General features: G+C 55.6%; 20 protein-coding genes. 13 read left to right on the top strand and 7 right to left on the bottom strand.

Annotated features, from left to right (window positions below; all coding sequences use genetic code 11):
- The first annotated feature begins 1 nt into the window (after position 1).
- The gene (locus tag F1381_RS02470; protein ID WP_151733233.1) at positions 2-883 is read left to right on the top strand and encodes a carbohydrate ABC transporter permease; all 882 of its coding nucleotides are present in this window, start codon (positions 2-4) and stop codon (positions 881-883) included.
- 78 nt (positions 884-961) lie between these two features.
- Positions 962-2,557 carry an ABC transporter substrate-binding protein gene (locus F1381_RS02465; RefSeq protein WP_151733232.1) on the top strand — a complete coding sequence of 532 codons (1,596 nt, stop codon included), beginning with the start codon at positions 962-964 and terminating at the stop codon, positions 2,555-2,557.
- A gap of 1,726 nt (positions 2,558-4,283) precedes the next feature.
- Here F1381_RS02465 and F1381_RS02460 read toward each other — a convergent pair.
- Positions 4,284-5,324 (bottom strand): DUF4367 domain-containing protein, encoded by a 1,041-nt coding sequence (locus F1381_RS02460; protein ID WP_151733231.1) that lies wholly within the window; start codon positions 5,322-5,324, stop codon positions 4,284-4,286.
- The gene (locus F1381_RS02455; protein ID WP_151733230.1) at positions 5,285-5,872 is read right to left on the bottom strand and encodes an RNA polymerase sigma factor; all 588 of its coding nucleotides are present in this window, start codon (positions 5,870-5,872) and stop codon (positions 5,285-5,287) included. Before F1381_RS02455 ends, F1381_RS02460 begins: the two co-directional genes overlap by 40 nt.
- Before the next feature lie 706 nt (positions 5,873-6,578).
- Here F1381_RS02455 and F1381_RS29210 point away from each other — a divergent pair.
- Positions 6,579-6,869 (top strand): GNAT family N-acetyltransferase, encoded by a 291-nt coding sequence (locus F1381_RS29210; RefSeq protein ID WP_151733229.1) that lies wholly within the window; start codon positions 6,579-6,581, stop codon positions 6,867-6,869.
- A 443-nt stretch (positions 6,870-7,312) separates the two neighbouring features.
- Here F1381_RS29210 and infC read toward each other — a convergent pair whose 3' ends face one another.
- From infC to F1381_RS02435, 3 genes are all read right to left on the bottom strand, one after another.
- A complete protein-coding gene (infC, locus tag F1381_RS02445; protein ID WP_151733228.1) occupies positions 7,313-7,807 on the bottom strand; it encodes a translation initiation factor IF-3 in 495 nt (164 codons plus the stop codon).
- 80 nt (positions 7,808-7,887) lie between these two features.
- Positions 7,888-8,604, bottom strand: coding sequence for a glycosyltransferase family 2 protein (locus tag F1381_RS02440; RefSeq protein WP_151733227.1), 717 nt, complete (start codon positions 8,602-8,604; stop codon positions 7,888-7,890).
- Positions 8,601-9,341, bottom strand: coding sequence for a glycosyltransferase family 2 protein (locus F1381_RS02435; protein WP_151733226.1), 741 nt, complete (start codon positions 9,339-9,341; stop codon positions 8,601-8,603). The genes F1381_RS02440 and F1381_RS02435 overlap by 4 nt, the downstream gene beginning before the upstream one ends.
- 559 nt (positions 9,342-9,900) lie before the next feature.
- On the opposite strand from F1381_RS02435, the gene F1381_RS02430 reads away from it, so the two are divergent.
- The 8 genes from F1381_RS02430 (at position 9,901) to F1381_RS02395 (ending at position 17,116) form a co-directional block, all read left to right on the top strand.
- Complete coding sequence (locus tag F1381_RS02430) at positions 9,901-10,641, top strand: uracil-DNA glycosylase family protein (RefSeq protein WP_151733225.1); 741 nt, start codon at positions 9,901-9,903, stop codon at positions 10,639-10,641.
- 245 nt (positions 10,642-10,886) lie between these two features.
- Complete coding sequence (locus F1381_RS02425) at positions 10,887-11,261, top strand: Na-translocating system protein MpsC family protein (RefSeq protein WP_187355153.1); 375 nt, start codon at positions 10,887-10,889, stop codon at positions 11,259-11,261.
- Positions 11,262-11,392: 131 nt separating this feature from the next.
- Entirely contained in the window at positions 11,393-12,178 is a 786-nt protein-coding gene (locus tag F1381_RS02420; RefSeq protein WP_151733319.1) for an ABC transporter ATP-binding protein, read from the top strand.
- 73 nt (positions 12,179-12,251) lie between these two features.
- Positions 12,252-13,142: an ABC transporter permease gene (locus F1381_RS02415; protein ID WP_151733224.1), complete on the top strand. Its 891-nt coding sequence runs from the start codon at positions 12,252-12,254 to the stop codon at positions 13,140-13,142.
- A 23-nt stretch (positions 13,143-13,165) separates the two neighbouring features.
- Positions 13,166-14,209 (top strand): ABC transporter substrate-binding protein, encoded by a 1,044-nt coding sequence (locus F1381_RS02410; protein ID WP_151733223.1) that lies wholly within the window; start codon positions 13,166-13,168, stop codon positions 14,207-14,209.
- Positions 14,210-14,416: 207 nt separating this feature from the next.
- On the top strand, positions 14,417-15,055 hold the full coding sequence (locus tag F1381_RS02405) for a cysteine hydrolase family protein (RefSeq protein ID WP_151733222.1): 639 nt from the start codon (positions 14,417-14,419) through the stop codon (positions 15,053-15,055).
- Positions 15,052-16,467, top strand: coding sequence for an MFS transporter (locus tag F1381_RS02400; RefSeq protein ID WP_151733221.1), 1,416 nt, complete (start codon positions 15,052-15,054; stop codon positions 16,465-16,467). Before F1381_RS02405 ends, F1381_RS02400 begins: the two co-directional genes overlap by 4 nt.
- 202 nt (positions 16,468-16,669) lie before the next feature.
- Positions 16,670-17,116, top strand: a complete 447-nt coding sequence (locus F1381_RS02395; RefSeq protein WP_246187890.1) for an aminoacyl-tRNA deacylase — start codon at positions 16,670-16,672, stop codon at positions 17,114-17,116.
- 90 nt (positions 17,117-17,206) lie between these two features.
- Here the strand turns inward: F1381_RS02395 and thyX are convergent, their stop codons facing one another.
- Complete coding sequence (thyX, locus tag F1381_RS02390; RefSeq protein ID WP_151733219.1) at positions 17,207-17,911, bottom strand: FAD-dependent thymidylate synthase; 705 nt, start codon at positions 17,909-17,911, stop codon at positions 17,207-17,209.
- A 413-nt stretch (positions 17,912-18,324) separates the two neighbouring features.
- Here thyX and F1381_RS02385 point away from each other — a divergent pair, with 413 nt between their 5' ends.
- Together F1381_RS02385 and F1381_RS02380 are read left to right on the top strand one after the other, a co-directional pair.
- The gene (locus F1381_RS02385) at positions 18,325-19,074 is read left to right on the top strand and encodes a WecB/TagA/CpsF family glycosyltransferase (protein WP_151733218.1); all 750 of its coding nucleotides are present in this window, start codon (positions 18,325-18,327) and stop codon (positions 19,072-19,074) included.
- A gap of 42 nt (positions 19,075-19,116) precedes the next feature.
- On the top strand, positions 19,117-19,959 hold the full coding sequence (locus F1381_RS02380; protein ID WP_151733217.1) for a GNAT family N-acetyltransferase: 843 nt from the start codon (positions 19,117-19,119) through the stop codon (positions 19,957-19,959).
- A gap of 271 nt (positions 19,960-20,230) precedes the next feature.
- On the opposite strand, the gene F1381_RS02375 is transcribed toward F1381_RS02380, so the two are convergent.
- Positions 20,231-20,983 carry an SDR family NAD(P)-dependent oxidoreductase gene (locus tag F1381_RS02375; RefSeq protein ID WP_151733216.1) on the bottom strand — a complete coding sequence of 251 codons (753 nt, stop codon included), beginning with the start codon at positions 20,981-20,983 and terminating at the stop codon, positions 20,231-20,233.
- Between the last annotated feature and the right edge of the window lie 141 nt (positions 20,984-21,124).

The following is a 21,124-nucleotide window of genomic DNA, read 5'->3' as shown; positions in this document are numbered from 1 at the left end:
AATGAAGCATTTGGACCGGAAAATATTTAATATCATCGGCTATGTGTCCCTGATCGTGCTGGCCATCCTGTGTCTGCTGCCGTTTATCCTGGTCGTCTCGTCATCGCTCACCGCTGAGAACAAAATCATCACGGACGGCTACCAGTTTATCCCGACGGTCTTCTCGGGTGAAGCCTACAGTATTCTGTTCAAATATCCGCAGCAGATGATTCAGGCCTATATCGTAACGATCGGGGTGACGACTGCTGGCACCGCCCTGGGATTGTTCCTGACCTCGATGACCGCCTATGCGCTTTCCCGCAAGGATTTCAAATGGCGCAACCAGTTCTCGTTCTTCTTCTTCTTCACTACACTGTTCAGCGGCGGTCTGGTGCCGTGGTATCTGCTGATCGTCAACTACCTGCATATGAAGGATACGGTGCTGGCGCTGATTATCCCGCTGGTGCTGAATGTGTTCTACATCATCGTGATGAAGTCGTTTATGAGCGGCATCCCGGAAGCCATTGTAGAATCGGCGAAGATCGACGGGGCAGGCGACTTCCGCATTTACGCCCGGCTGGTGCTGCCGCTGTCCAAGCCCGCGCTGGCCACCATCGGCCTGTTCCTGGCCCTGGCCTACTGGAATGACTGGTACAACGCCCTGCTGTTCATCTCTAGTGAAGATCTGATGCCCTTGCAATATTATCTCTATAAAATGCTCGGCAACATGGACGGCATGCGCAAGGCGATGATGGGCGCGGGCGCAGTTGTAACGACGGCGATCCCGACCGAGAGCCTCAAGATGGCGATGACGGTGGTCGCTACCGGCCCGATTCTGCTGGCTTATCCGTTCGTGCAGCGGTATTTTGTCCAAGGCTTGACGATTGGCGCTGTGAAGGGATGAAGGGGTACGGGTAAAGGATGAACCCGGGTCTGCCCGGTTTATCAATATACTCAATACAAATAAGGGGGAAGGCTTGATATGCGGAAAAATAACCGGTGGATGATGCTGGCGCTTGTTCTGACCTTAGCCATGATTCTGGGTGCCTGTGGCAGCAACAATACTGGCAATAACAGCGCCAATGCACCTGCACAAGCTACAGATTCAGCCACGGAACCGGGAAGCGGCAATGCGGATACCGGAAATGCTACGGCTGCTCCAGGAGGAGTCGATACATCTAAAGAAGTGAAGCTAAAGATGATTTTTGTCGGACCCAAGCCGGTTGACTATGATTCGGTGTTTGCCGAGATCAATAAGAAGCTGAAGGAGAAGATCAATGCGACCCTGGAAGGCGAGTTCCTCGACTGGTCCGACTGGGCGCAGAAATATCCGCTGAAGCTGGCTGCGGATGAAGATTTTGACCTGATCTACTCGGCCAACTGGGCCGGCTACAACGATCAGGCGCTCAAGGGCGGATTCCTGGAGCTGACCGACGAGCTGTTGTCCACCTATGCGCCGGAGACCATGAAGGCGATGTCCGATGTGAGCTGGGATCAGGCGAAGGTCAACGGCAAGCTGTACATGGTACCGCAGAACCGCGGCGAGTCCGTCGAGAAGCTGATCCTGTACCGCGAAGACCTGCGCAAGAAGTACAATCTGCCGGAAATCAACAGCCCGGAGGCCTATGCGAACTATTTGAAGACCGTTGCTGAGAATGAAAAAGGCATAGCGCCGTTCACACCGGAGACAGGCGACTGGAAGTACCACAACCTGGACCGCGTCCTGCTGAAGCAGCAGAACGAATGGAACATGTTCGATCTGGACCTGCCGTTCGCCTTCAAATTGACCGATGAGAAGGGTCAGGTATTCAATGTCTATGAAACGCAGGAGTTCAAGGATCTGTTAGTGTACTATAAGGATCTGGCCGACAACAATGCCTGGTCGAAGAACGTGCTGAACAGCAAAAATGATCATCAGGCCGATTTCAAAGCGGGCAAGACGGCCTCCATTACGCACAATAACGGCACGCTCGGTTCGCTGATGGCCTTGATGCGCCAGGAGAACTCTCCTTATGAGGTTGCGCTGGCCGACATTAATCAGGGCAAGAAGAAATCGGTGGCCATTTCCACCCAGAACGGCACATCGATTCATGCTACCTCCAAGAATATCGAACGCTCCCTGATGCTGATCGACCTGATGCAGAATGACAAGGAACTGCATGATCTTATGATGTACGGCGTGAGCGGCGTACACTATGAGCCGGTCGGCGACGACAAATACAAGGCGCTCGACAAGAACCCGAATTATACCGGCTTCTCCAACTGGAACTTCAATTCGCCGCTCAACCGCGACAACGAAGCCTTCCCGCAGGAGGCCTCTGACCTGGCGAAGGGCTGGGAAGCCAATGTGTACCACTACAAGCTGGAGACCTTCGTCTTCGACAACAGCAAGGTGAAGACGGAGATCGCCAATGTCGGCAACGTGATGCTCCGCTATGCGATTCCGCTGGAGTACGGCGTCATCGACGACATCGACAAAGGCCTCGCCGACCTGAACAAGCAGCTCGACGCCGCCGGCTTGGATAAGATCCAGGCCGAGCTCCAGTCGCAGATCGACGCGTTCCTGGCGAAACAGTAACAGTATAGCCCCGGTCCAATGGACCGGGGCTTTGTTGTGTCCGGTTTTTTGCCTACAATAGGCTCGTTTGCCCTCGCGGGAGCACAATGTATTCGATTTTTCGCCTACAATAGGCTCGTTTGCCCTCGCGGCAGCACAATATATTCGATTTTTCGCATACAATAGGCTTGTTTGCCCTCGGGGGAGCACAATGTATTCGATTTTTCGCATACAATAGGCTCGTTTGCCCTCGGGGGAGCGCAATGTATGCGATTTTTCGCATACAATAGGCTCGTTTGCCCTCGGGGGAGCGCAATGTATGCGATTTTTCGCATACAATAGGCTCGTTTACCCTCGCGGCAGCGCAATGTGTTCGATTTTTCGCATACAATAGGCTCGTTTGCCCTCGGGGGAGCGCAATGTGTTCGATTTTTCGCATACAATAGGCTCGTTTGCCCTCGCGGCAGCGCAATGTATTCGATATTTCGCATACAATGATCCCGTTTACCTTCACGGCAGTACAATGTATTCGTTTTTTCGCATACAATGGTCCCGTTTGCCTTCGTGGCAGCACAATGTATTCGATTTTTCGCATACAATAGGCTCGTTTGCCCTCGGGGGAGCGCAATGTATGCGATTTTTCGCATACAATAGGCTCGTTTGCCCTCGCGGCAGCGCAATGTATTCGTTTTTTCGCATACAATGGTCCCGTTTACCTTTGCGGGAGCGCAATGTGTTCGATTTTTCGCATACAATGATCTCGTTTACCTTTGCGGGAGCGCAATGTATTCGATTTTTCGCATACAATGATCCCGTTTACCTTCACGGCAGTACAATGTATTCGTTTTTTCGCATACAATGGTCCTGTTTACCTTCACGGCAGCGCAATGTATTCGATTTTTCGCATACAATAGGCTCGTTTGCCCTCGCGGGAGCACAATGTATTCGATTTTTCGCATACAATAGGCTCGTTTGCCCTCGCGGCAGCACGATGTGTTCGATTTTTCGCATACAATGATCCCGTTTACCCTCGCGGCAGCGCAATGTGTTCGATTTTTGGCATACAATAGGCTCGTTTGCCCTCGCGGCAGCACAATATATTCGATTTTTCGCATACAATGATCCCGTTTGCCCTCGGGGGAGCACAATGTATTCGATTTTTCGCATACAATAGGCTCGTTTGCCCTCGCGGGTGCACAATATATTCGATTTTTCGCATACAATGGTCCTGTTTGCCTTTGCGGGAGCGCAATGTGTTCGGTTTTTATCCTTACGGGTAAAAGGGAGGCTCGGACCCTATAAAATATAGTATAAATAAAGAATTACCTTGCTACCTGCTGCACGGCTGCTCTAGTTTGGGAATAGAACAACGTGGTATTTGATACATAAAGGAGAGGTAACAATGAATGCAGTGCTTGCGCAAATGTCCCTAGAGTAGGGCTGGACCGCCTCTATGCCAAGACCGACCGGCGGAATACCGCTTCCTTGCGTATATTGGAGAAGCTGGGCTTCGCGTTTGAACGCAGGCTGGAAGCTTTGGAGGGTAACTTCGCCGATTGTAACGGCGAATTGCTGCATATAATGTCCAGGGATTGCTGATGAAATGACTGCTCTTTGTTTTCTAGTGAGTATTGTCTATGCCGCCTTAGCCCATCTAAGAGTGATAGAGAGACAGGCTTCAATAATTTGCTGTCCTTCTCATTTATTTGTAAATGAAAAAGCTCCGCTAATGCGGAGCTGTAAAGCACTATTGTGCGGCAAGAAATGATGCGGCGATTTCCACCAGATCCTCTTGGGTCAGCGAGCTGCCCGGGTTATCGATAATCTGGTAGAACAGATTATTGGCCTCATCCTGCCAGCCGAGATGATTGGTTTTTTTGGACGCGGCCTCGCTTCCTTCGCCGGACCTAATATAGAACACTTCGCTTCCGTTGATGTTCAGTTTCTCGCCCGTATCCTGCTCATTCTGAACCACGGTTGTCAACGTGGTATCCGGGCTCTGTCTCACGGCAGAAATGGTGATGCTATCGTCTCCGTTTGTATACTTTGACACGGTGGAGAGGGCGTGGGTCCATTCTACTTTGCGGATAAATACCCGCTTACCGGCTGAATCCGTCTCGGCTTGCTGAATTAGCTCTTCTGCCAAGGCGCGGTATTCCGCATTCTTCAGATAACCGGAGTAATCCTTGTCCGGACCTACGAATCCATAATCATAATGAAAGCCGTCCGGCAGAGCGGCAGGTATGGTCAGCACCGGTGCTCCGGTACGCTTGATTTCTGTCTGCAATCCGCTGATGTCAGTAAATTTGGCTTCCTGGTACGCGAACTTGACCGGGTTCTCCTGGTCATACTGATTAATGATGTCATCCTTGACGTAATAGGCGCCATATTCACCCGGCCGCAGCAAGTCCTTAGCCTGCTCAAAATAGTTAAACCACAGATCCGTATAATTCTGGAAGGCCTCTGAAGCCTCGGGGACCGGGGCCGTGTTCATGACAACAGCACCCTTGCTGTCCCGGAACTCCAAATATTGCGAAGCGGCATAGCCCGTGACGGAGAGTCCCAGGACACAGGCCAGAGCCATGGCGGGCACGGCGAAGCCTTTGCGCATCCGCATACGGGTGCCCGTTGCTTCTGTTCTTCTGTTTCCGGCACGCCCGCTCTTGCGGTTAATTTGTTCCATCACCTTGCCGGTAATATCGAAGGACTGCAGCTTGGCCGCTTCTTCCGGCAGCAGGTCCATCGCTCTCAGGCCTTGCTCTTGATCCATCCGCTGTACGTTACGCATGATTCTTCCTCCTTGGGGGATTGCATGATTTGCTTTAGCTTGCTTAAGGTACGGCTGTATTTCTTCTTCACGGCCTCTGTGCTCTTGCCTGTAATTTCGGCAATATCGCCGAACGGCTTCTCTTCAAAGGTGCGCAGCACAAGCAGATTCCGCTCTTCCGCCGACAGCTTAAGCAGCGCCTGGCTCAGCGGTTCACTGAACAGGCTGCGCTCCGCCACCTGTGCGGCGCTGTCCGCACTGAGGGACTGCCCGGATAGCCTGCGGTGCAATGAGCGCTGCCGTTTGTTCCGGCGGATGACGTTGATGCAGTGGTGATAGGCCATTTTATACAGCCATGAAGAGAAGCTTACGGTAGGCTGATACAGCTGGATTCTCTCAAAAGCCTTCACCAGAATGTCCTGCACGGCATCCTCCGCTTCCTGTTCGTTCCCCAGCATCCGCCAGCAGTACACCAGAATCTGGTGCTGGAATTGCTGGACGATGTGGGCGTAGTCCTGGACCTCTCCGGCCTGAACGCGGCGGATCCAGTATTCGGTGTCTTCACTCAAGGTTGCAGGTTCCTCCTTTGCTCCGTATCGATTTACGTCTATATAACAATCCGGCGGGTGGAAAAGGGACAGCCCGGACCGAATTCTTTTGCAGAAGCAGGGTCAAGGTCTAGAGAAACAGACAGATATCAGTGTAGTGGAGGGAGAGCAGGAAGTCTATTTCAGCGAATTCTAAAAGTGGGGAGAGATGATGGATGTACGAATTGGCCGGAGGGAACTACGATAAAGTGAGGCCGCTGCTTGATGGCGGTGTTGTCCATCCCGAGGTAGCTGCTGTTCTGGCCGGGAATAATCCCGGCTGGGTGTTTGCCGACCATGAGGAGGCGCCCCGTACGGCATTGATCTGGAGTCAGGGCATGCAGGGATTTTATCTGATCGGGGACCGGTTAAACTGGACGTTTCTTGATGCGCTTGATGATTATGTTACAGATTCGCTGGCTCCGCGGCTGCGGGAAACGGGCGTGAGCTACTTCGAGATTTCTGCGCAGGATGAGGAGTGGGATCTGGAGCGGATTTTTGCTGCAAGAGAGATGCAGTCGTGGGAGCAGTTAGTGTTCAAGCTGGCGAGTAAGCCGGCGGAGGCGGTGGTACCGCAGGGATTACGGGCAATGGATTTACGGTCGCCGCAATGGCGGGAAGCAGACTGGACCGGTAAAAGCTTTGTCGGGAACCACATCGGCTTGTCTGGGCTTCGGAGGAGCAGTTTGTGCAACAAGGATTCGGCTATGCAGCCCTTGCCGGTCAAGAGGTCGCCGGAGTGTGCTACTCCAGCTTCGTTACGGAGAATACCCATGCTATCGGCATCGAGACGACACCGGATTACCGTGGACAGGGAGTGGGAACGCTTTTGGCAAACCTGGTTATTAATGATCAGATGAGGCACGGCTTCACTCCCTATTGGGACTGCTCACTCGATAATGAAGCTTCGCGCAGGCTGGCGCTAAGCTTGGGCTTTGAACAGGTGCACCGGTACAGATGCCGGGGGTTTGGGATTTAGTATGCGAACGTTGGGGAAGTACAGGAGAAACAATGAAAGTCAGATGGGCAAGGCTATATCAGGATGAAGCCGATTTTCTAAGCACGGTATTTACAGATGGAATCGTACCAGGCTTAAAGGCTAAGCCCGTATTCATTTCTATAAAATTGGCAACATACTGTTTTATAGTTCCACCCCCATTAGGTCTGTGGAAGGCGCAACGACTTGGATCGTCATATAGACTGTGTCCTGAAAAGGCACATCGTACAGGATAAGAACTGCAGCCCAGTATGGGCCTGAACCATCTTTGTTGCCGCATGTATCCTCCTTGGGAAGAGCAATAACTGCCTTGAGCTTCAAGGCAGTTATTGGGTCCGGATATTTTACTGATTCATAATCTTGGGCGGAGCATCATAGGCCGGCAAACTGCCGGGTTGAAGCCGATTCTTCTTTGCGGACGAACGTTAGCGCGGATTGACCTTCACCTGCGAGCCCTTGCCGCTGGTCTGGATACCGGTCTCCTTCACGCCCGCTTCCTTTAGATCGGCGAGCAGCCGCTCCAGCACTGCTTTGGCGGCGGCGCCTTCCTTGGCGCCCGTGGCTTTCACGACCAGCTGCACCGGACTGCCGGAGCGCAGATGCTTGTCCGCCTGCCGGAGCTTCGTCTCATAGTCATGCTCCTCAATGTGTGCGGTAAAGCGCAGCTCCTTGACCTTTTCTTTGCCGTTCTTGTCCTTGCGGACGGCGGACGCCTTCTGCACAGTGGATTTGCCCTGACCCTTCGGAACCAGCGAGCATGGCGGAGGGCTGCTCATCAGCGAGGTGCAGACGAGGTCGGCTCCCGCTTTGCGGGCCATCTTCAGCGCTTTATCCCTGGCGACAATGCCATACTCTTCTCCGTTCAGGCCGGTGAGTACGACTTCGGGCGATTTTATATTCTCATTGATCATGACTGGCATTAGAATGAAAGCCTCCTGTATACATGGATAAAGTTATCATATACGGAAGTGGGCCGGGCTTCAAATGGTTTGTCCGCGGCCTACCCCTCAATATACTTCAGCACATCCCGCACCTTCAGTACCTCCGCATTTCGCGCCAGCAGCGCGTGATCGCTGATCTTCCACGTATGCTCCCCGGCCTTGCCGCTGCGGATGGCCAGGAAATGCCAGGGGCTGCCCGCGTAAATCCGGTAACCCTTGGCCTGTGCCCGGGTGCAGAACTTCACGCACTCCCCCCGGTCCAGCTCCGGAAACCTCACTTGCTCCAGAACCTCACGTTTCGCCAGTAAGGTGGCACCCTGCACCTGATCGACATAGCGCCCGGACCGTGCCTTATACCGCAGCAGCAGCTGCTTACGGCCGGCCAGATACATAAAGTGGGCGCGTTTGCCGACGATGGCCGCCCGGCTCTCCTGCATAAGGCGGCGGCTGTCCGTCAGATAGCCGGGGGCGTAATAATCGTCATCGTCGAACTTGGCGATTACCCCGCAGCGGGCGAAGCCCACGCCTGCATTCAGACAGGCGCCGAGCGGGACATGTGCAGGCAGGCTGTACACCCGGACATTCGGATAAGCCTGCGCCGCCCGCATGTAGTCATATACACGGAGGCTCGGGTGATTCAGAATGATGATCAGCTCTTTGTTCCGGTAATTTTGCCTTCCGTAGTTGCGGAGCAGGGCGTCCATTTGTCTGGCACGCTTGGTGCAGGTAATCACGGAGATTCCGTCATGGCCGTAATAGAGTAGGGGAGCCGTCATGGGCGGTGTCCCTTAGGCTTCCGCTGGACATACTTCCGGTAGTCCTTTACTTCAGGTATGGTCTTGTGATGGGCCAGCAGCTCCTTGTCGCTGATGATCCAGGTGTGGCCTGCGGAGTTTCGACGGCGGATCGCCACAAAGTTGAACCGTCCGGCGGAGTATACCTTGTAGCCCCGTTTGCGGCTGCGGATGCAGAACAGATCGTCCTCGCCCACATTGCGGTCCGGGAACGGCACCTTGTGCAGCACGCTGCGTCTGATCAAGAGAGTGGCGCCGGGAAGCTTGCTTACCTGCCGGTGCTCATCCTGGGCGAACCGCAGAATCAGCTTGCCGGAGCCGCGCAGATACATATAGTGCGCCCGTTTGCCAATGACATCCGCCTTGGCGGTGTGCAGCGCCTGCAGGCTGTCCGTCAAATAATGGCGGGCGTAATAATCGTCGTCGTCAAATTTGGCGATATAGCTGTACTTGGCCTTCCTCACGGCAAAATTAAGGCAAGCGCCCAGCGTGGCGGAGCCCGGCATGCGGTAAATGTGAACATGCCGCAGACGCTTCGCCTGATCAAGATAAGGCGCCAGCGGAATACTGTCATTGTTCACTACGACGATTAATTCTTTGGTTTTATACCGTTGTCGGGTGAAATTATGGAACAGATTGCGCAGATACCCCCGGCGGTTCGTGCAGGTAATGATGGAAACTCCCTGCTTGGATGAAGCCTCTACGGCACCGGCTCCCATGACATCGCTCCCCTTATGGTCATCTTTCTTTACGATATGTGCGGGGATAACGGGAGTAACGGCGGATGGGGCACATTTTGCCGGCAAGTGTATAGATTACGAAAATCGCAAGACAGGATATCAGGAGCCGCACCGCATCCAGGACGCCAGGGTGGACGAGGGCCGACTGATAGCGGCATTGCCTGCATAAGGCGATATAGAGCTGCAAAAAGCGTATTGAAACCGCTCTTGCATACCCGCGACGGCTTTCTCCTCTTCGATCTTGCGTAATACGGCGGCTATGTTGTCTTTGTCGGCCTGTAGCTTGAGAGGTAAATTATATATAGTTGGAAAATCACAACTTAATTTCCCCACTATTGAAGGTTACCAGAGATTTAGTTGGATAACCGCCCCCTAATAAGGGCGGGAAATTACTTTTGCGCCAATATGGGCAGAATTAAGTGGCGAATGTCGAATTAGATGGCTGCGGCCTGTAATAATGGCGGAATTAGTGTGCGAAAATCAATCTAGTTGTAGAGGGACAGCGCAGAAAGATCAAAGGAAGGAGGACAGGCCTGCCATGCTGATTTCCAGCTATCTTCAGCAGTATAAACAAGCGATAATGGAGCTGCCGGCGGACCGGTCCCTGCAGAAGGAGGACTTGCTGAACAGGCATTTCCTGATGGCAGCCAGCGGAGCGCTGGAAATGTACTACGCTCCGCATAATGAGACTGTAAATCCAGCCGCCAGGGTTATGATCGTCGGCCTGACCCCGGGCTGGACGCAGATGCGGACCGCCTATGAAGCGGCTGTACAGGCGCTACGGGAGAATGTCCCGGACACGGAAGCTTGTCTGCGGGCCAAAGCAGCCGCCAGCTTCGCCGGAACGATGCGGAGGAACTTGACGCAAATGTTGGACGGGCTGGGGCTGCCGAAGCAGCTTCATATCGGGGCAACGGACGAGTTCTTCCGGGACCGGAGCCTGCTGCATACGACCTCGCTGCTGCGGTTTCCGGTCTTTGCCGCAGGCAGGAATTACAGCGGGTCGCAGCCCCGCCTGCCGGCAAGCGATTTTCTGCGGGAAACGGCACGGACCTCTTTTACCTTAGAACTGGGTGAGGTCAGGAGCGCTCTGGTCATCCCGCTAGGGACCGTTGTGGAAGAGGTGCTCAGGGGGCTGACTCACGAAGGCATCCTGGAGGCGGAACGCTGCCTGTGGGGATTTCCCCACCCTTCGGGCGCCAACGGGCACCGGCATAAGCAGTTCAGGGACCATAAAGAGCGGATGCAGCGGACGCTGGAGTTTTATTTTTCCGAATGAGCGGGAAAGAGGAGAGGAGTACGGGTTATTTGCCGTTCGTGCCTATGGTACCCTTCCTTATATATATGTTATTAATAGTGACACCAAACAATCTATTTGGACAAAATGTTACTTAAATTAACACATTTCTTGTTGACAAGTCACTTAAACTCTTTATAATGAGGGTAACGGCGGGCAAAAATGTTGGTTGTCGCACTTATTCGTTATATAAGTTAACATTATATGAGCTGCAGAGGTGTTCGCTGATGATCGCTTCCGCCGGACAATGGAAACAGGATATTTTACGGATTTATAACGAAATCAATAAGAAGCTGTTTAACGCCGGCGTCAGGCAGCAGAAGGTCGATTTTGTCGGGAACAAGATTATTATCTTATCCATAAACAGCCGGGTGCCGGTGCTGAAGGTGCTGGATACCCACGCCGCCGCGGCCAGCCGGGAAATCAATCTCGTTCTGCACGAGGTGTTCAAGAGCGAGATCAAGCAGGCGTTTATGGATGAATTTCAAGTGAATATCAGGGCTGTTCTGAAAGATTATGATGTGGAGACCGAATATTCCGGTACGATCATAATTTTGGAGAAGGACCTGGAGCATTATCTGAACGTTACGTTGGAGCTCTAGCGGAAAGCAAGAGAGCCGGCCTGCCGTCAGTTTTAGACATTAGCCTGTTTGGGCTGTGTCTTGAACTGGCGGCATTTTTATTATCGTGAAGGTCTGCAGGGAGTCACACTACAAACTAGGAGGCTGAGATGATGAAGACCAAAATTGAGATTGCCGGGGTAAGCAAATGGTTCCGCCGCGACGGACAGGAAATTGCAGCGATGCAGGAGACGAATCTGAGCATTGAAGAGGGGCGTTTCGTAAGCATCATCGGTCCGAGCGGCTGCGGCAAATCGACGCTGTTCAATATTATCGCCGGCCTGGTTCCGCCTTCAACCGGACGTGTGCTGGCGGATGGGGAGGATATCGTCGGCAAGACGGGACATGTCGGCTATATGCTGCAAAAAGATATGCTGCTCCCCTGGCGGACCATTCTCGACAACATTATTCTCGGAATGGAGATCCGCGGAGTGCCGCGTAAGGAGGCAGTGGCCCGGGCCCAGCCGCTCATGGACCGCTACGGGCTGAAGGGCTTCGGCGGCCATTATCCGGCTGAGCTGTCCGGGGGCATGCGCCAGCGGGCAGCGCTCCTGCGCACCCTGCTCTATGACCGGGATATTATCCTGCTGGACGAGCCGTTCGGCGCGCTGGATGCGCAGACCCGGCTGACGATGCAGAACTGGCTGCTGGAAATTTGGGAGGACTTCCGCAAGACTGTGCTGTTTGTAACCCATGATATCGATGAAGCAATCTATCTCTCCGACGACATTTATGTGTTCTCCGGCCGGCCCGGCCGGATTATATCCAAGATTTCCGTAGACATGCCGCGCCCGCGCCACATGGAGGATACGGTGTCCGCTTCGTTTATGGAACTGAAGGCCCATCTGCTCGATCTGCTGTCGGACGGCGGCACGCAGCAGACGGCGCAAATCTCGTAGGCGGCGGACAAGCCGCAGCACGCAAGCCTAAACCGCAGGACGTAACACCCAAACCACTAAAGGGGGAAGCAGCATGGAGAATGTGCAGAAGAAAGGCTATGTCATCCACAGGTTCGAGGCGGCGGAAAGCGCCCCTGCCCTGAAGCAGGAGGCGAGGCCGACAAAGCCGGTCATTTCCGACGACGAAGCGCTGGAGCGGCGGAACAAACGGATCATTACCATGGGCAGAGCGGCGGTGGCCGTGCTGATTGTAGTGCTCTGGGAGGTGCTGACCCGCATCGGCTGGATGGACGCCTATTACTGGAGCAGCCCGTCCCGCATCCTCACTACAACCTGGACGCAAATCACGGAGGGGACACTGCTGCAGGATATCGGCTATACCTCAAGCTCCACGATCCTCGGCTTTGTAGGAGGCACGTTGATTGGTTCACTGCTAGGGTTATCGTTCTGGTGGTCGCGCAAATTCGCCGGAATCAGTGAGCCGTTCCTGATCCTATTGAACGCGATGCCGAAGCTGGCCCTCGCCCCGGTGCTGGTCATCCTGCTGGGAATCGGCTTTTTCTCCAAGGTGGCGCTGGCTTTTGCCATGACGGTGGTGGTCGCCGCCCTGTCTGCGCACAGCGGTGTGCAGAGTGTGGACAAGGATATGGAGAAGCTGATGTATTCCCTTGGGGCGAAGCGGCATCAGGTGTTTACCAAGGTGGTTATCCCCTGGGCCATGCCCTGGATGATCAGCAGCCTGCGGATCAACATCGCCCTGTCGCTGGCCGGCGCAATTGTCGGTGAATTCATCGCATCGAGCCACGGCATCGGACGGATGGTCATCTATGCCGGAACGATCCTCGACATCAACCTGGTCTGGGTTGGCGTGGTGGTTCTGTCCATCCTTTCGATGGTCATGTATATGGGCGTTGTGCTGCTGGAGAAGTGGCTGTCGAAGGGCTACGGAATGAAGAAGGCCTAACTCAACCAAAAGGGGAGAAACCGATGAAGAAAAAGAACCAAGTGAAGCTGTCCGCCGTCCTGCTGCTGTCCGCTGCCCTTATGCTTGCCGGTTGCGGCAATGAAGAGACTGCCGAACCCGGCACGGCCGCCGCCGAAAGCGGGAAGCTGACCAAGCTGGTCATTGCCGAGCCGCTGCATTACACCGGCTATCTGCCGCTTTATGTGGCGCAACGGGAGGGGTATTTTGCCGAAGAGGGGCTGGAGGTGGAGATGCTGCAGGCGGCCGGCGGCGCGCATGTCACATCGGTAGTCAGCGGCGACGCCTGGGGCGTCATTGGCGGGCCGGAGTCCAACGCGCTGGCGAATATCGGCAATTCCGACCCGATTATCTCGGTCAGCAATGTCGTCAACCGCGCCAATGTGTATCTGATGGCCAAGAAGGGCACGGCGCCTGCCGGCAGCTCAGATGAAGAATTGAAAGCATTTCTGGAGGGGAAAAAGGTCAACGCCGGCCGTCACGGCGGCACGCCTAACCTGCTGACCCAATATCTGCTGCTGGAGCTGGGGCTTGATCCGCAGAAGGATGTGCGGCTGCTGGAGCCGGCGGACGGCTCAACCGTAGTGGCGATGGTGCAGCAGGGTGCGGCGGATATCGCCAACGGCGCCGAACCGCAAATCAGTGACGGGATGGAGAAGGGGGTATGGGACGAGCCCTTTTATAAATTCCACGATTTGGGCGACTATGCTTACTCGGTGCTGAGTGTAAAGCAATCGACGATCGAGAAAGACCCGGAAACGGTCCAGAAGGCGGTCAACGCGGTGGTCAAAGCGCTCAAGGCGATTCAGGAGGATCAGGAAATGGCGATGGAGGTGCTGAAGGCCGAGTTCCCGACCCTGTCGGATACGGCGGCGCAGGCTGCACTGGACCGGGCGTACGAGGATCAGCTCTGGAGTCCGGACGGCATCATCTCCGAGGAAGCGCTCGACAAGGATATGAATGTAATGATCAAGACGGGAATTTACAAAGGCGAATATACCTACGACGGGCTGGTGGACATGCAGTTTGTGAACAAGACGGCTGAATGAGCAGCGGGAAGTGGGAAAGGCAGGGGCAAAGAAGCTTAAGAAAGAGCAAATAGAGGAATGATGTAGGGAAGGCTGTCCAGGAAGACTGCAGAAAGGACTGCAGACAGAAGCTGGAGTGAAACGGTGAAGAGGATTGCGAGCAAGATGCGGGAACGACCCGCAGGACAATATACCGCTTGTGCTTTCAAAAAACGATGAGGTGACAATATGGAACTGACTGCCGATTTGCTGATGCCGGAACGGACTGCACTGATTGTTGTGGATGTGCAAAATGACTACTGCCACCCAGAAGGGGCGCTTGCTGCACGCGGAAACGACGTCTCCGCCGTACAGGAGATGATGCCGCGGCTGCATCAGCTGATTGCGGCGGCCCGGGCCAATAAGGTGCCGATTATCTTTATCCAGACCTTTCATGAGCAGGCTACCGATTCGCAGGCCTGGGTCACGCGCTCCGGCCGCGGCTCGCTGGGCGTATGCCGGAAGGGAAGCTGGGGTGCGGAATTCTATGAGATTGCGCCCCGGCCGGAAGAGACGGTGGTGAATAAGCACCGCTACAGCGCTTTTATTAACACCCGGCTTGATTCGGTGCTGCGGACGCTGCGTATCGAGACGCTGGTGATGACGGGAGTCAGCACCAACGTGTGTGTGGAATCGACGGCGCGGGACGGCTTCATGCTGGATTATCATGTTGTGCTGGCCGAGGATGCCTGCGCCTCCTATTCCAGGGCCGCGCATGAAATGACCATTGAGAATATGCAGGGCTATTTCGGAGCGGTGGCTTCCGCCGCCGATGTGGAGAAGAACTGGAGGCTCTGGAGTGAAGCCGCGCTGAAGACAGCGCTATGAACAGCCGGGCGCTGGATTCCGGGCGGCCCGCGGTGAACGGACCGGCGGTCAAGGCGGTGATCTGCCTCGGGGCCTTTCTGTCCAATCTGTCCGCCGGCATGTTCAATATCGCGCTGGTGGATATTTCGGCGGACCTCGGGATACCGGTCGCCTCTGCCCAGTGGGTGGTCAGCATTTACCTGCTGGTCATCTCCGTGCTGCTGCCGGTCATGGGCCGGCTCGGCGATATCCGCGGCCGGCGGCGGGTGCATAACGCCGGCCTGTTCGCCTTCGCGCTGGGCGCGCTGGGCTGCGCCCTTGCCGGCAACGCCGCCATGCTGCTGTTCTTCCGCGTCATCCAGGGGATTGGCGCCTCGATGTATCAGGCGACCAACATGGCGCTGATCGTCTCGGTATTCCCGCAGGAGCAGCGGGGCCGGGCGCTGGGCCTGATGAGCACCTTTGTCGCCGCCGGCTCCATGGCGGGGCCTGCGCTGGGCGGCTTCCTCCTCCAGTGGTTCTCCTGGGAGAGCAGCTTCTGGCTGCTGGCCGCCGTAGCCGCAGCGGTGGCGGTGCTGGCCCAGCGCTGGATTCCGCGCGATACGGAGGCCGCCGGCGGACGGCTCGACCTGGGCGCGGCGCTCTGGTTCGCGGCGTGCCTGTCTACGCTGATGGTCGCCATTGATCTCGGCGGCCGCACGTCCTTTGCCTCGCTGCCAGTGCTGCTGCTGCTCGGCGCTTCGGCAGCCACAGCCGCAGCCTATGCCGTGAAGCTGCGGCATGCCCGGCGCGGCGGCGGCGCGGCCGCTTCTGCTGGCGGGCTGCTGTTCGCGGGCCGCGATGTGGTCCTCGGCATTGTCATCACCGTGGTCACCTATATGGCCGCGTTCGCAGCACAGCTGGCGTTGCCGGCGGTGCTGCGGCTGGCCGGCGCGGAGCCGGCCTGGGTCGGCCTCATCATGATCGGCTACCCGCTGGCGCTGGTCGTGACGGCCCCGCTGGGCGGGAGCCTCGCCGACCGCAAAGGGCCGCTCGGCATTCTCGCCGCCGGCCTGACGCTGATGAGCGTCACGCTGCTGGCGCTGGGCCTCGCCGCCCCGGCGCTCGGCACCGCAGCGATTGCGCTGCCGGTGGTGCTGCTCGGCTGCGCCATGGGCATGATTACCTCGCCCAACACGAGCATCGTGATGGGCATGGCGCCGAAGGAGCAGCTTGGTATGGTCAGCAGTGTGCTGGCCCTGTTCCGCAACATCGGCATGATGTTCGGAACGGCGGCCGGCGGCCTGGTCATCGGCGGCGAATCCGCCGGCCGGGGCGGCAGCTATGCCGCTGTGTTCCTGGTCTGTGCCGCCTGCGTCGGCCTGGCCTGTCTCTGGCTGCTGCAGACCTTCCGCGGCAGCGGCAGGAAGCGGCTGCGCGAACAGGCGCACTGACCAGGGAAGCGGCGCCGGAGCGCCCGGCCTGAAGCTATGTCTTATACGTATGGTCTGATGCTGAGCCGGAAATGAGCTCTCTGGCAGCAATCCTCCGTCCTGTAGGCGGAGGATTGTTGTCTTTGTGTTATCCATTTAATTGACAGGGAAATGAAAGGGAATTAATATCAAACAAAGTATCGATAAGAGGGTGTATTAATTGATGACTGTCAGCCAAATTAGCGAATTGCTGAAGCTCCGGCACGCGGATTTTGAAATCCTGCAGCATGAGAAGCCAATCCATACTCTTGCCGACGCCGCAATGTATTTCAACACTGACCTTGCTGTACCGAATCTGATTATTCGAACAGAACGGGGTTATTATGCACTGCTTGTTTCCGGCTCGCGCGGTCAGGTCGTATTGGAGGGGCTCAAGGCCGTGCTGGATTGCGAAGTGGTGAAGATGGCCGGGAGGAAGGAAGTATTTGAACAGACCGGTGCTCAACCGGGAGAGGTTCCACTAATTGGGCTGGGTTTGCCGTACATATTCGACAACCGGATTCTTGAACACGACGATGCCTACGGCGGGATTGGCGATCCTTACTGCACTTTGCGGATCAACCCGCGTGACCTGAAAGCAATCGTATCGCCTGTAGCGGAATTGGATTAAATGATTGCCGTATGAAATTGCAGAAACCCTCCCCTGTGACAAGAGGAGGGTTTCTGCGCGACCGGACAAATACTGGCTCCTGCAAAGAAATTACGACATTCCCAGCAGTTCTTCGGCCGTCACCGGAAAAAGCGTCTTGACGATGTCCAGGACGGCCAGCGCGTAAGCCTGAATTTCCCGCTGCGCGTCATGCGCAAGACGCTGCTGCAGGAAATGCGCCGCCGACTGGAGGGAGGCAGTCCAATACCAGCGCACGTAAAGCCCGTAAGCGGGAAGGAACAGCCGGGCTTGCTCGGCGCAGATGCCTTCGGCCAATGCGGCTTCGTATTTCTCCAGCCCCAGCTCGGTGTAGCGCATCAGCTCCTCTGTATATTTTTCCCCGAGCTCCCACGATACCGTGCCGCCGCTGCCCTGTTTGGAGTTCTCCGGCGCTTGCCGCCACTCCCCGGCCGCAGGAACATAGAAAGCCGGTTCCTCTGTAATGTATCTCCGGCTCGATTCATTCCAGGCTTCCAGGCTGTCTCCGGTGCCCTCGTAGTGGGCGGAGCCGACAACGTATTTCCACCACTGCCGGGCAACCATCAGCGGTGCGTATACCTCAAGCTGAAGCATGGCATGCCGGAAAGGAGACGTATGGCCTTCGCGGGCCAGAAACGAAATGAGCCGGATGTCTTTATCCGTAAGCGCCGGCGATTGTTTGGCATAGGATACCCGCGCCGCATTGACGACGGTCAAATCACTCCCCATATGATCGATAAGCCGGACGTACCCTTTATCAAGAACCTCGATATGCATGATTTAACCCCCAGAGAAATTTCATTCATCCCTACCTAATTCCTTACAGATACCGCCTCTCCTTCATCTATAATAAGGCGAAATGGTGGACATCCTGGCTTGCAGAGCCGCAGTTAAAAATTTCCTTGTCACCGGTCCGCAGGTACTGCTAAGGTTAAAGGTATCGTTAAAGTGACGATAATATCGCGATACAAGCGAAATGCAGAGATATATATACTATGGAGGATAATGATGCGGATACGCCAAATGGCAGCGGCTTTTCTGTTCAACTCCCGGGAAGAAGTGCTGTTTCTGCGCAAAAATTGCGAAAGCGCATTCCTCCCGGGCCGGCTTGTTCCGGTTGGAGATCATATAGAGCCGGATGTGCCAGATATACAGTGGAGTATCCTTGAAGATTGGGAGATGAATAATTGATGGCGGATACAGTATCCATATTGGGTGTGCCTTTTTCCAAAATGAGCCTTGAGCAGACGGTGCGGCACTTGGATGAACAAATTCAGTACAGGCCTGCCGGCCTATACCATGTGATCACGGCTAATCCGGAGATCACCCTGGCCAGCCAGTCGGACGGACACCTGCGGGAAATTATCGGCACGGCGGATTTGATTGTTCCCGACGGCATCGGCATTGTGCTGGCGGCCAGACGCAGGGGCGAGCCGGTAGCGGAAAGAGTGACCGGCTATGACCTGCTGCTGCGCCTGCTGGAGAAGGGCAGTGAGCGGGGCTGGAGCTTTTATTTTCTGGGAACGGACGAAGAGACGAGTGTGCGGGCGGTGGAGACCATCAGCCGTACTTATCCGGGCATCCGGATCGCCGGCAGGCACCACGGCTTCTTCGGTGCGGCGGAAGAGCCGGACATTCTCGCGGATATCCGCCGCAGCAGCCCGGATGTTCTGGTGCTGGCGATGGGCGCGCCGTATTCGGATAAATGGCTGTACAAGCATAAGCGGGAGCTGGCGGGGGTTAAGCTGGCTTTTGGCGTGGGCGGCAGTCTGGATGTCATCTCCGGCAAGGTGAAGCCTGCACCGGCGGTCTGGAAGAAGCTCAATCTGGAATGGGCGCACCGGCTGCTGTTCGCACCCGCCGCCAAAGGCCAGAAATCACGCTGGCGCCGCCAGGCGGCCTTGCCGAAATTCGCGTACCGGGCCATCCTCCGCAAATAAGAGGCTTGATTTATGATGCAACTATAGGGAGCGTAGAAACAGATGAATGATATAGAAAGAGCGGGGATTCTGCGGCTGATTTCCTCAATATCTACGGGTGCGGAAAGCTATGTCAGAGACGGCTTTGCGCAAGGAAACGTGACTGTGGTCTGCTATGCGGATTCCGTTGAAGCTGAAGGTGTGTTCTGCCTGGTGGAAAATCCGGATAGTGTGATTGCTTATGCTGTCTTTGTGCGGCAAGATAAGCCTGAGGCGCTGCTGGAACTGATGGAGCATACGATCCGCCCCTATCTGGGAACGGAGGAGACACGTGAAGTTTGCTTTAATGTCCATGGCAGAAATACAGAGATTATTGAATGGGTAAGAAAGCTGGGCTTTGTGCCGGATATGGAAGGGTTTCACCTGCATTATACCTCGAGTGAGCCTGACTTCCCGATAGAAAACAGTGCGCTGACGGAGCGGGGGTTCTCGCCGGCTATGCTGGAGTCGTTCATCTCAGTATTCGATGGCGCGTATCTAAGACTGAATCTGGACAACGGCTGGGAGACGGGAGCTTGCCGGAACCATCCGGAAGCCTTTCTGGAGAACCTAACCAGGCATGAAGCCCGGCGGCAGGTTCATTCGTACTGGCTGGACGAACGGTTGGCGGGCGCCGTCATTACAGAAGGTAACTATATCCGTGATCTTGTGGTAGCGCCGGAATTCCAGAATCACGGCTATGGCGCAGGAATTCTGCGGAGCAGTGTAAGCCGGATGCTGGAGCAGCGTCCGGGGGAGCCGGTCTACGTGCGGGTGGCGGGCAGCAACGCGGGGGCCAAGCGCTTCTATGAGCGCCATGGATTCGCCGAGATCGCCTGCTTCGCGGAGCATACCTTCTGCCGCTAACGGACTCTATAGGCGCTATTTCGGTGAAACAGCCGGATTTGCCGGGTTAACGGACACAGATGCGCTTATTCCTGTTCCAGCGGCAGAGATTAGCCTGCTTCGAGGCAAATAAACGCACTGGTGTCCGTTGCACCGCTCAAAGCGTGCGAAAAGGCAAAATAGCGGCACCTGTGTCCGTTACGGTGGAACACCAAAGCAGAAAGGCCTGCAGGGGATGCCTGAATGACCACCTTTGGATGATGGGCAGCTCTATCAATCTAACAAATCCGCATTAGATTACATAAGGCGCCGGTTCCATGCTCTCGGCTTTGGCTACCGCTTCCTCCAGGGATATGTCCGTGAAGCTCTGCGCCGGCAGGAAGCGGCCGTTCACGCCGTCATCCACGAAAGCACCGACGGCGATGCCGGGAATGACGCTTTCCACGCGGTTCGGCGCATTCGGGCCGCCGAGGTCGGTGCTGCACCAGCCCGGATCGGTGAGGCTGATGATGACGCCGCTGCCGTCCAGCCGGGAGGCAAGGTCCTTGGTGAATTTGTCGAGCGCCGCTTTGCTGGCGGCATAGCCTGCCTGCTCCGGCTCGTTTTTGATGCCGCTGGTGGTATTAATAACACGTCCGAAGCCGCGTTCCAGCATCTTGGGCATAAAATGGTTGCAGATAGTGACGGCCGAGATGAAGTTGATCCGGAAGCTCTGCTCGAAATCCTCCACCGGTGTCTGCCAGTAATCGGTCCGGTAGGCAATCTGCACGGCCGCATTGTTGAAGACGATATCGACAGCCGTACCCTTGGAATCAATCTCCTCCAGCATTGCTGCTACTTCCTCATGATTGCCTAGCTCGGCTGCTACACTGTACGCCTTTACCCCGAGTGCCAGCACTTCCTGTTCGACGTTTGCCGTGTGGCCGAGATGTCTGCTGTGCAAAATCAGATTGCAGCCCTGCTTGGCCATGAACAGCGCAGTCTGATAGCCGACGCCCCGGCTCGCGCCGGTAATCAGCGCCCATTTTCCCTGTACGTTTACCATAAGTCTATCCGCTCCTGTTCACCTATATTATGGAAGAAAAAGTTTAGACCTTTGCGGTTTCGCCTTGGAAAGCGTTTGCTTCCCCCGAAAGTTTAGCATATGTGTCAGGCGAATTTCACTAGAAATATTTCAAATGGGTAG

It is taken from the genome of Paenibacillus tengchongensis (genome assembly GCF_008973665.1).
GTDB classification, from domain to species: Bacteria; Bacillota; Bacilli; order Paenibacillales; family Paenibacillaceae; genus Paenibacillus_AQ; species Paenibacillus_AQ tengchongensis.
This window is presented reverse-complemented; position numbering and strand designations above follow the sequence as displayed.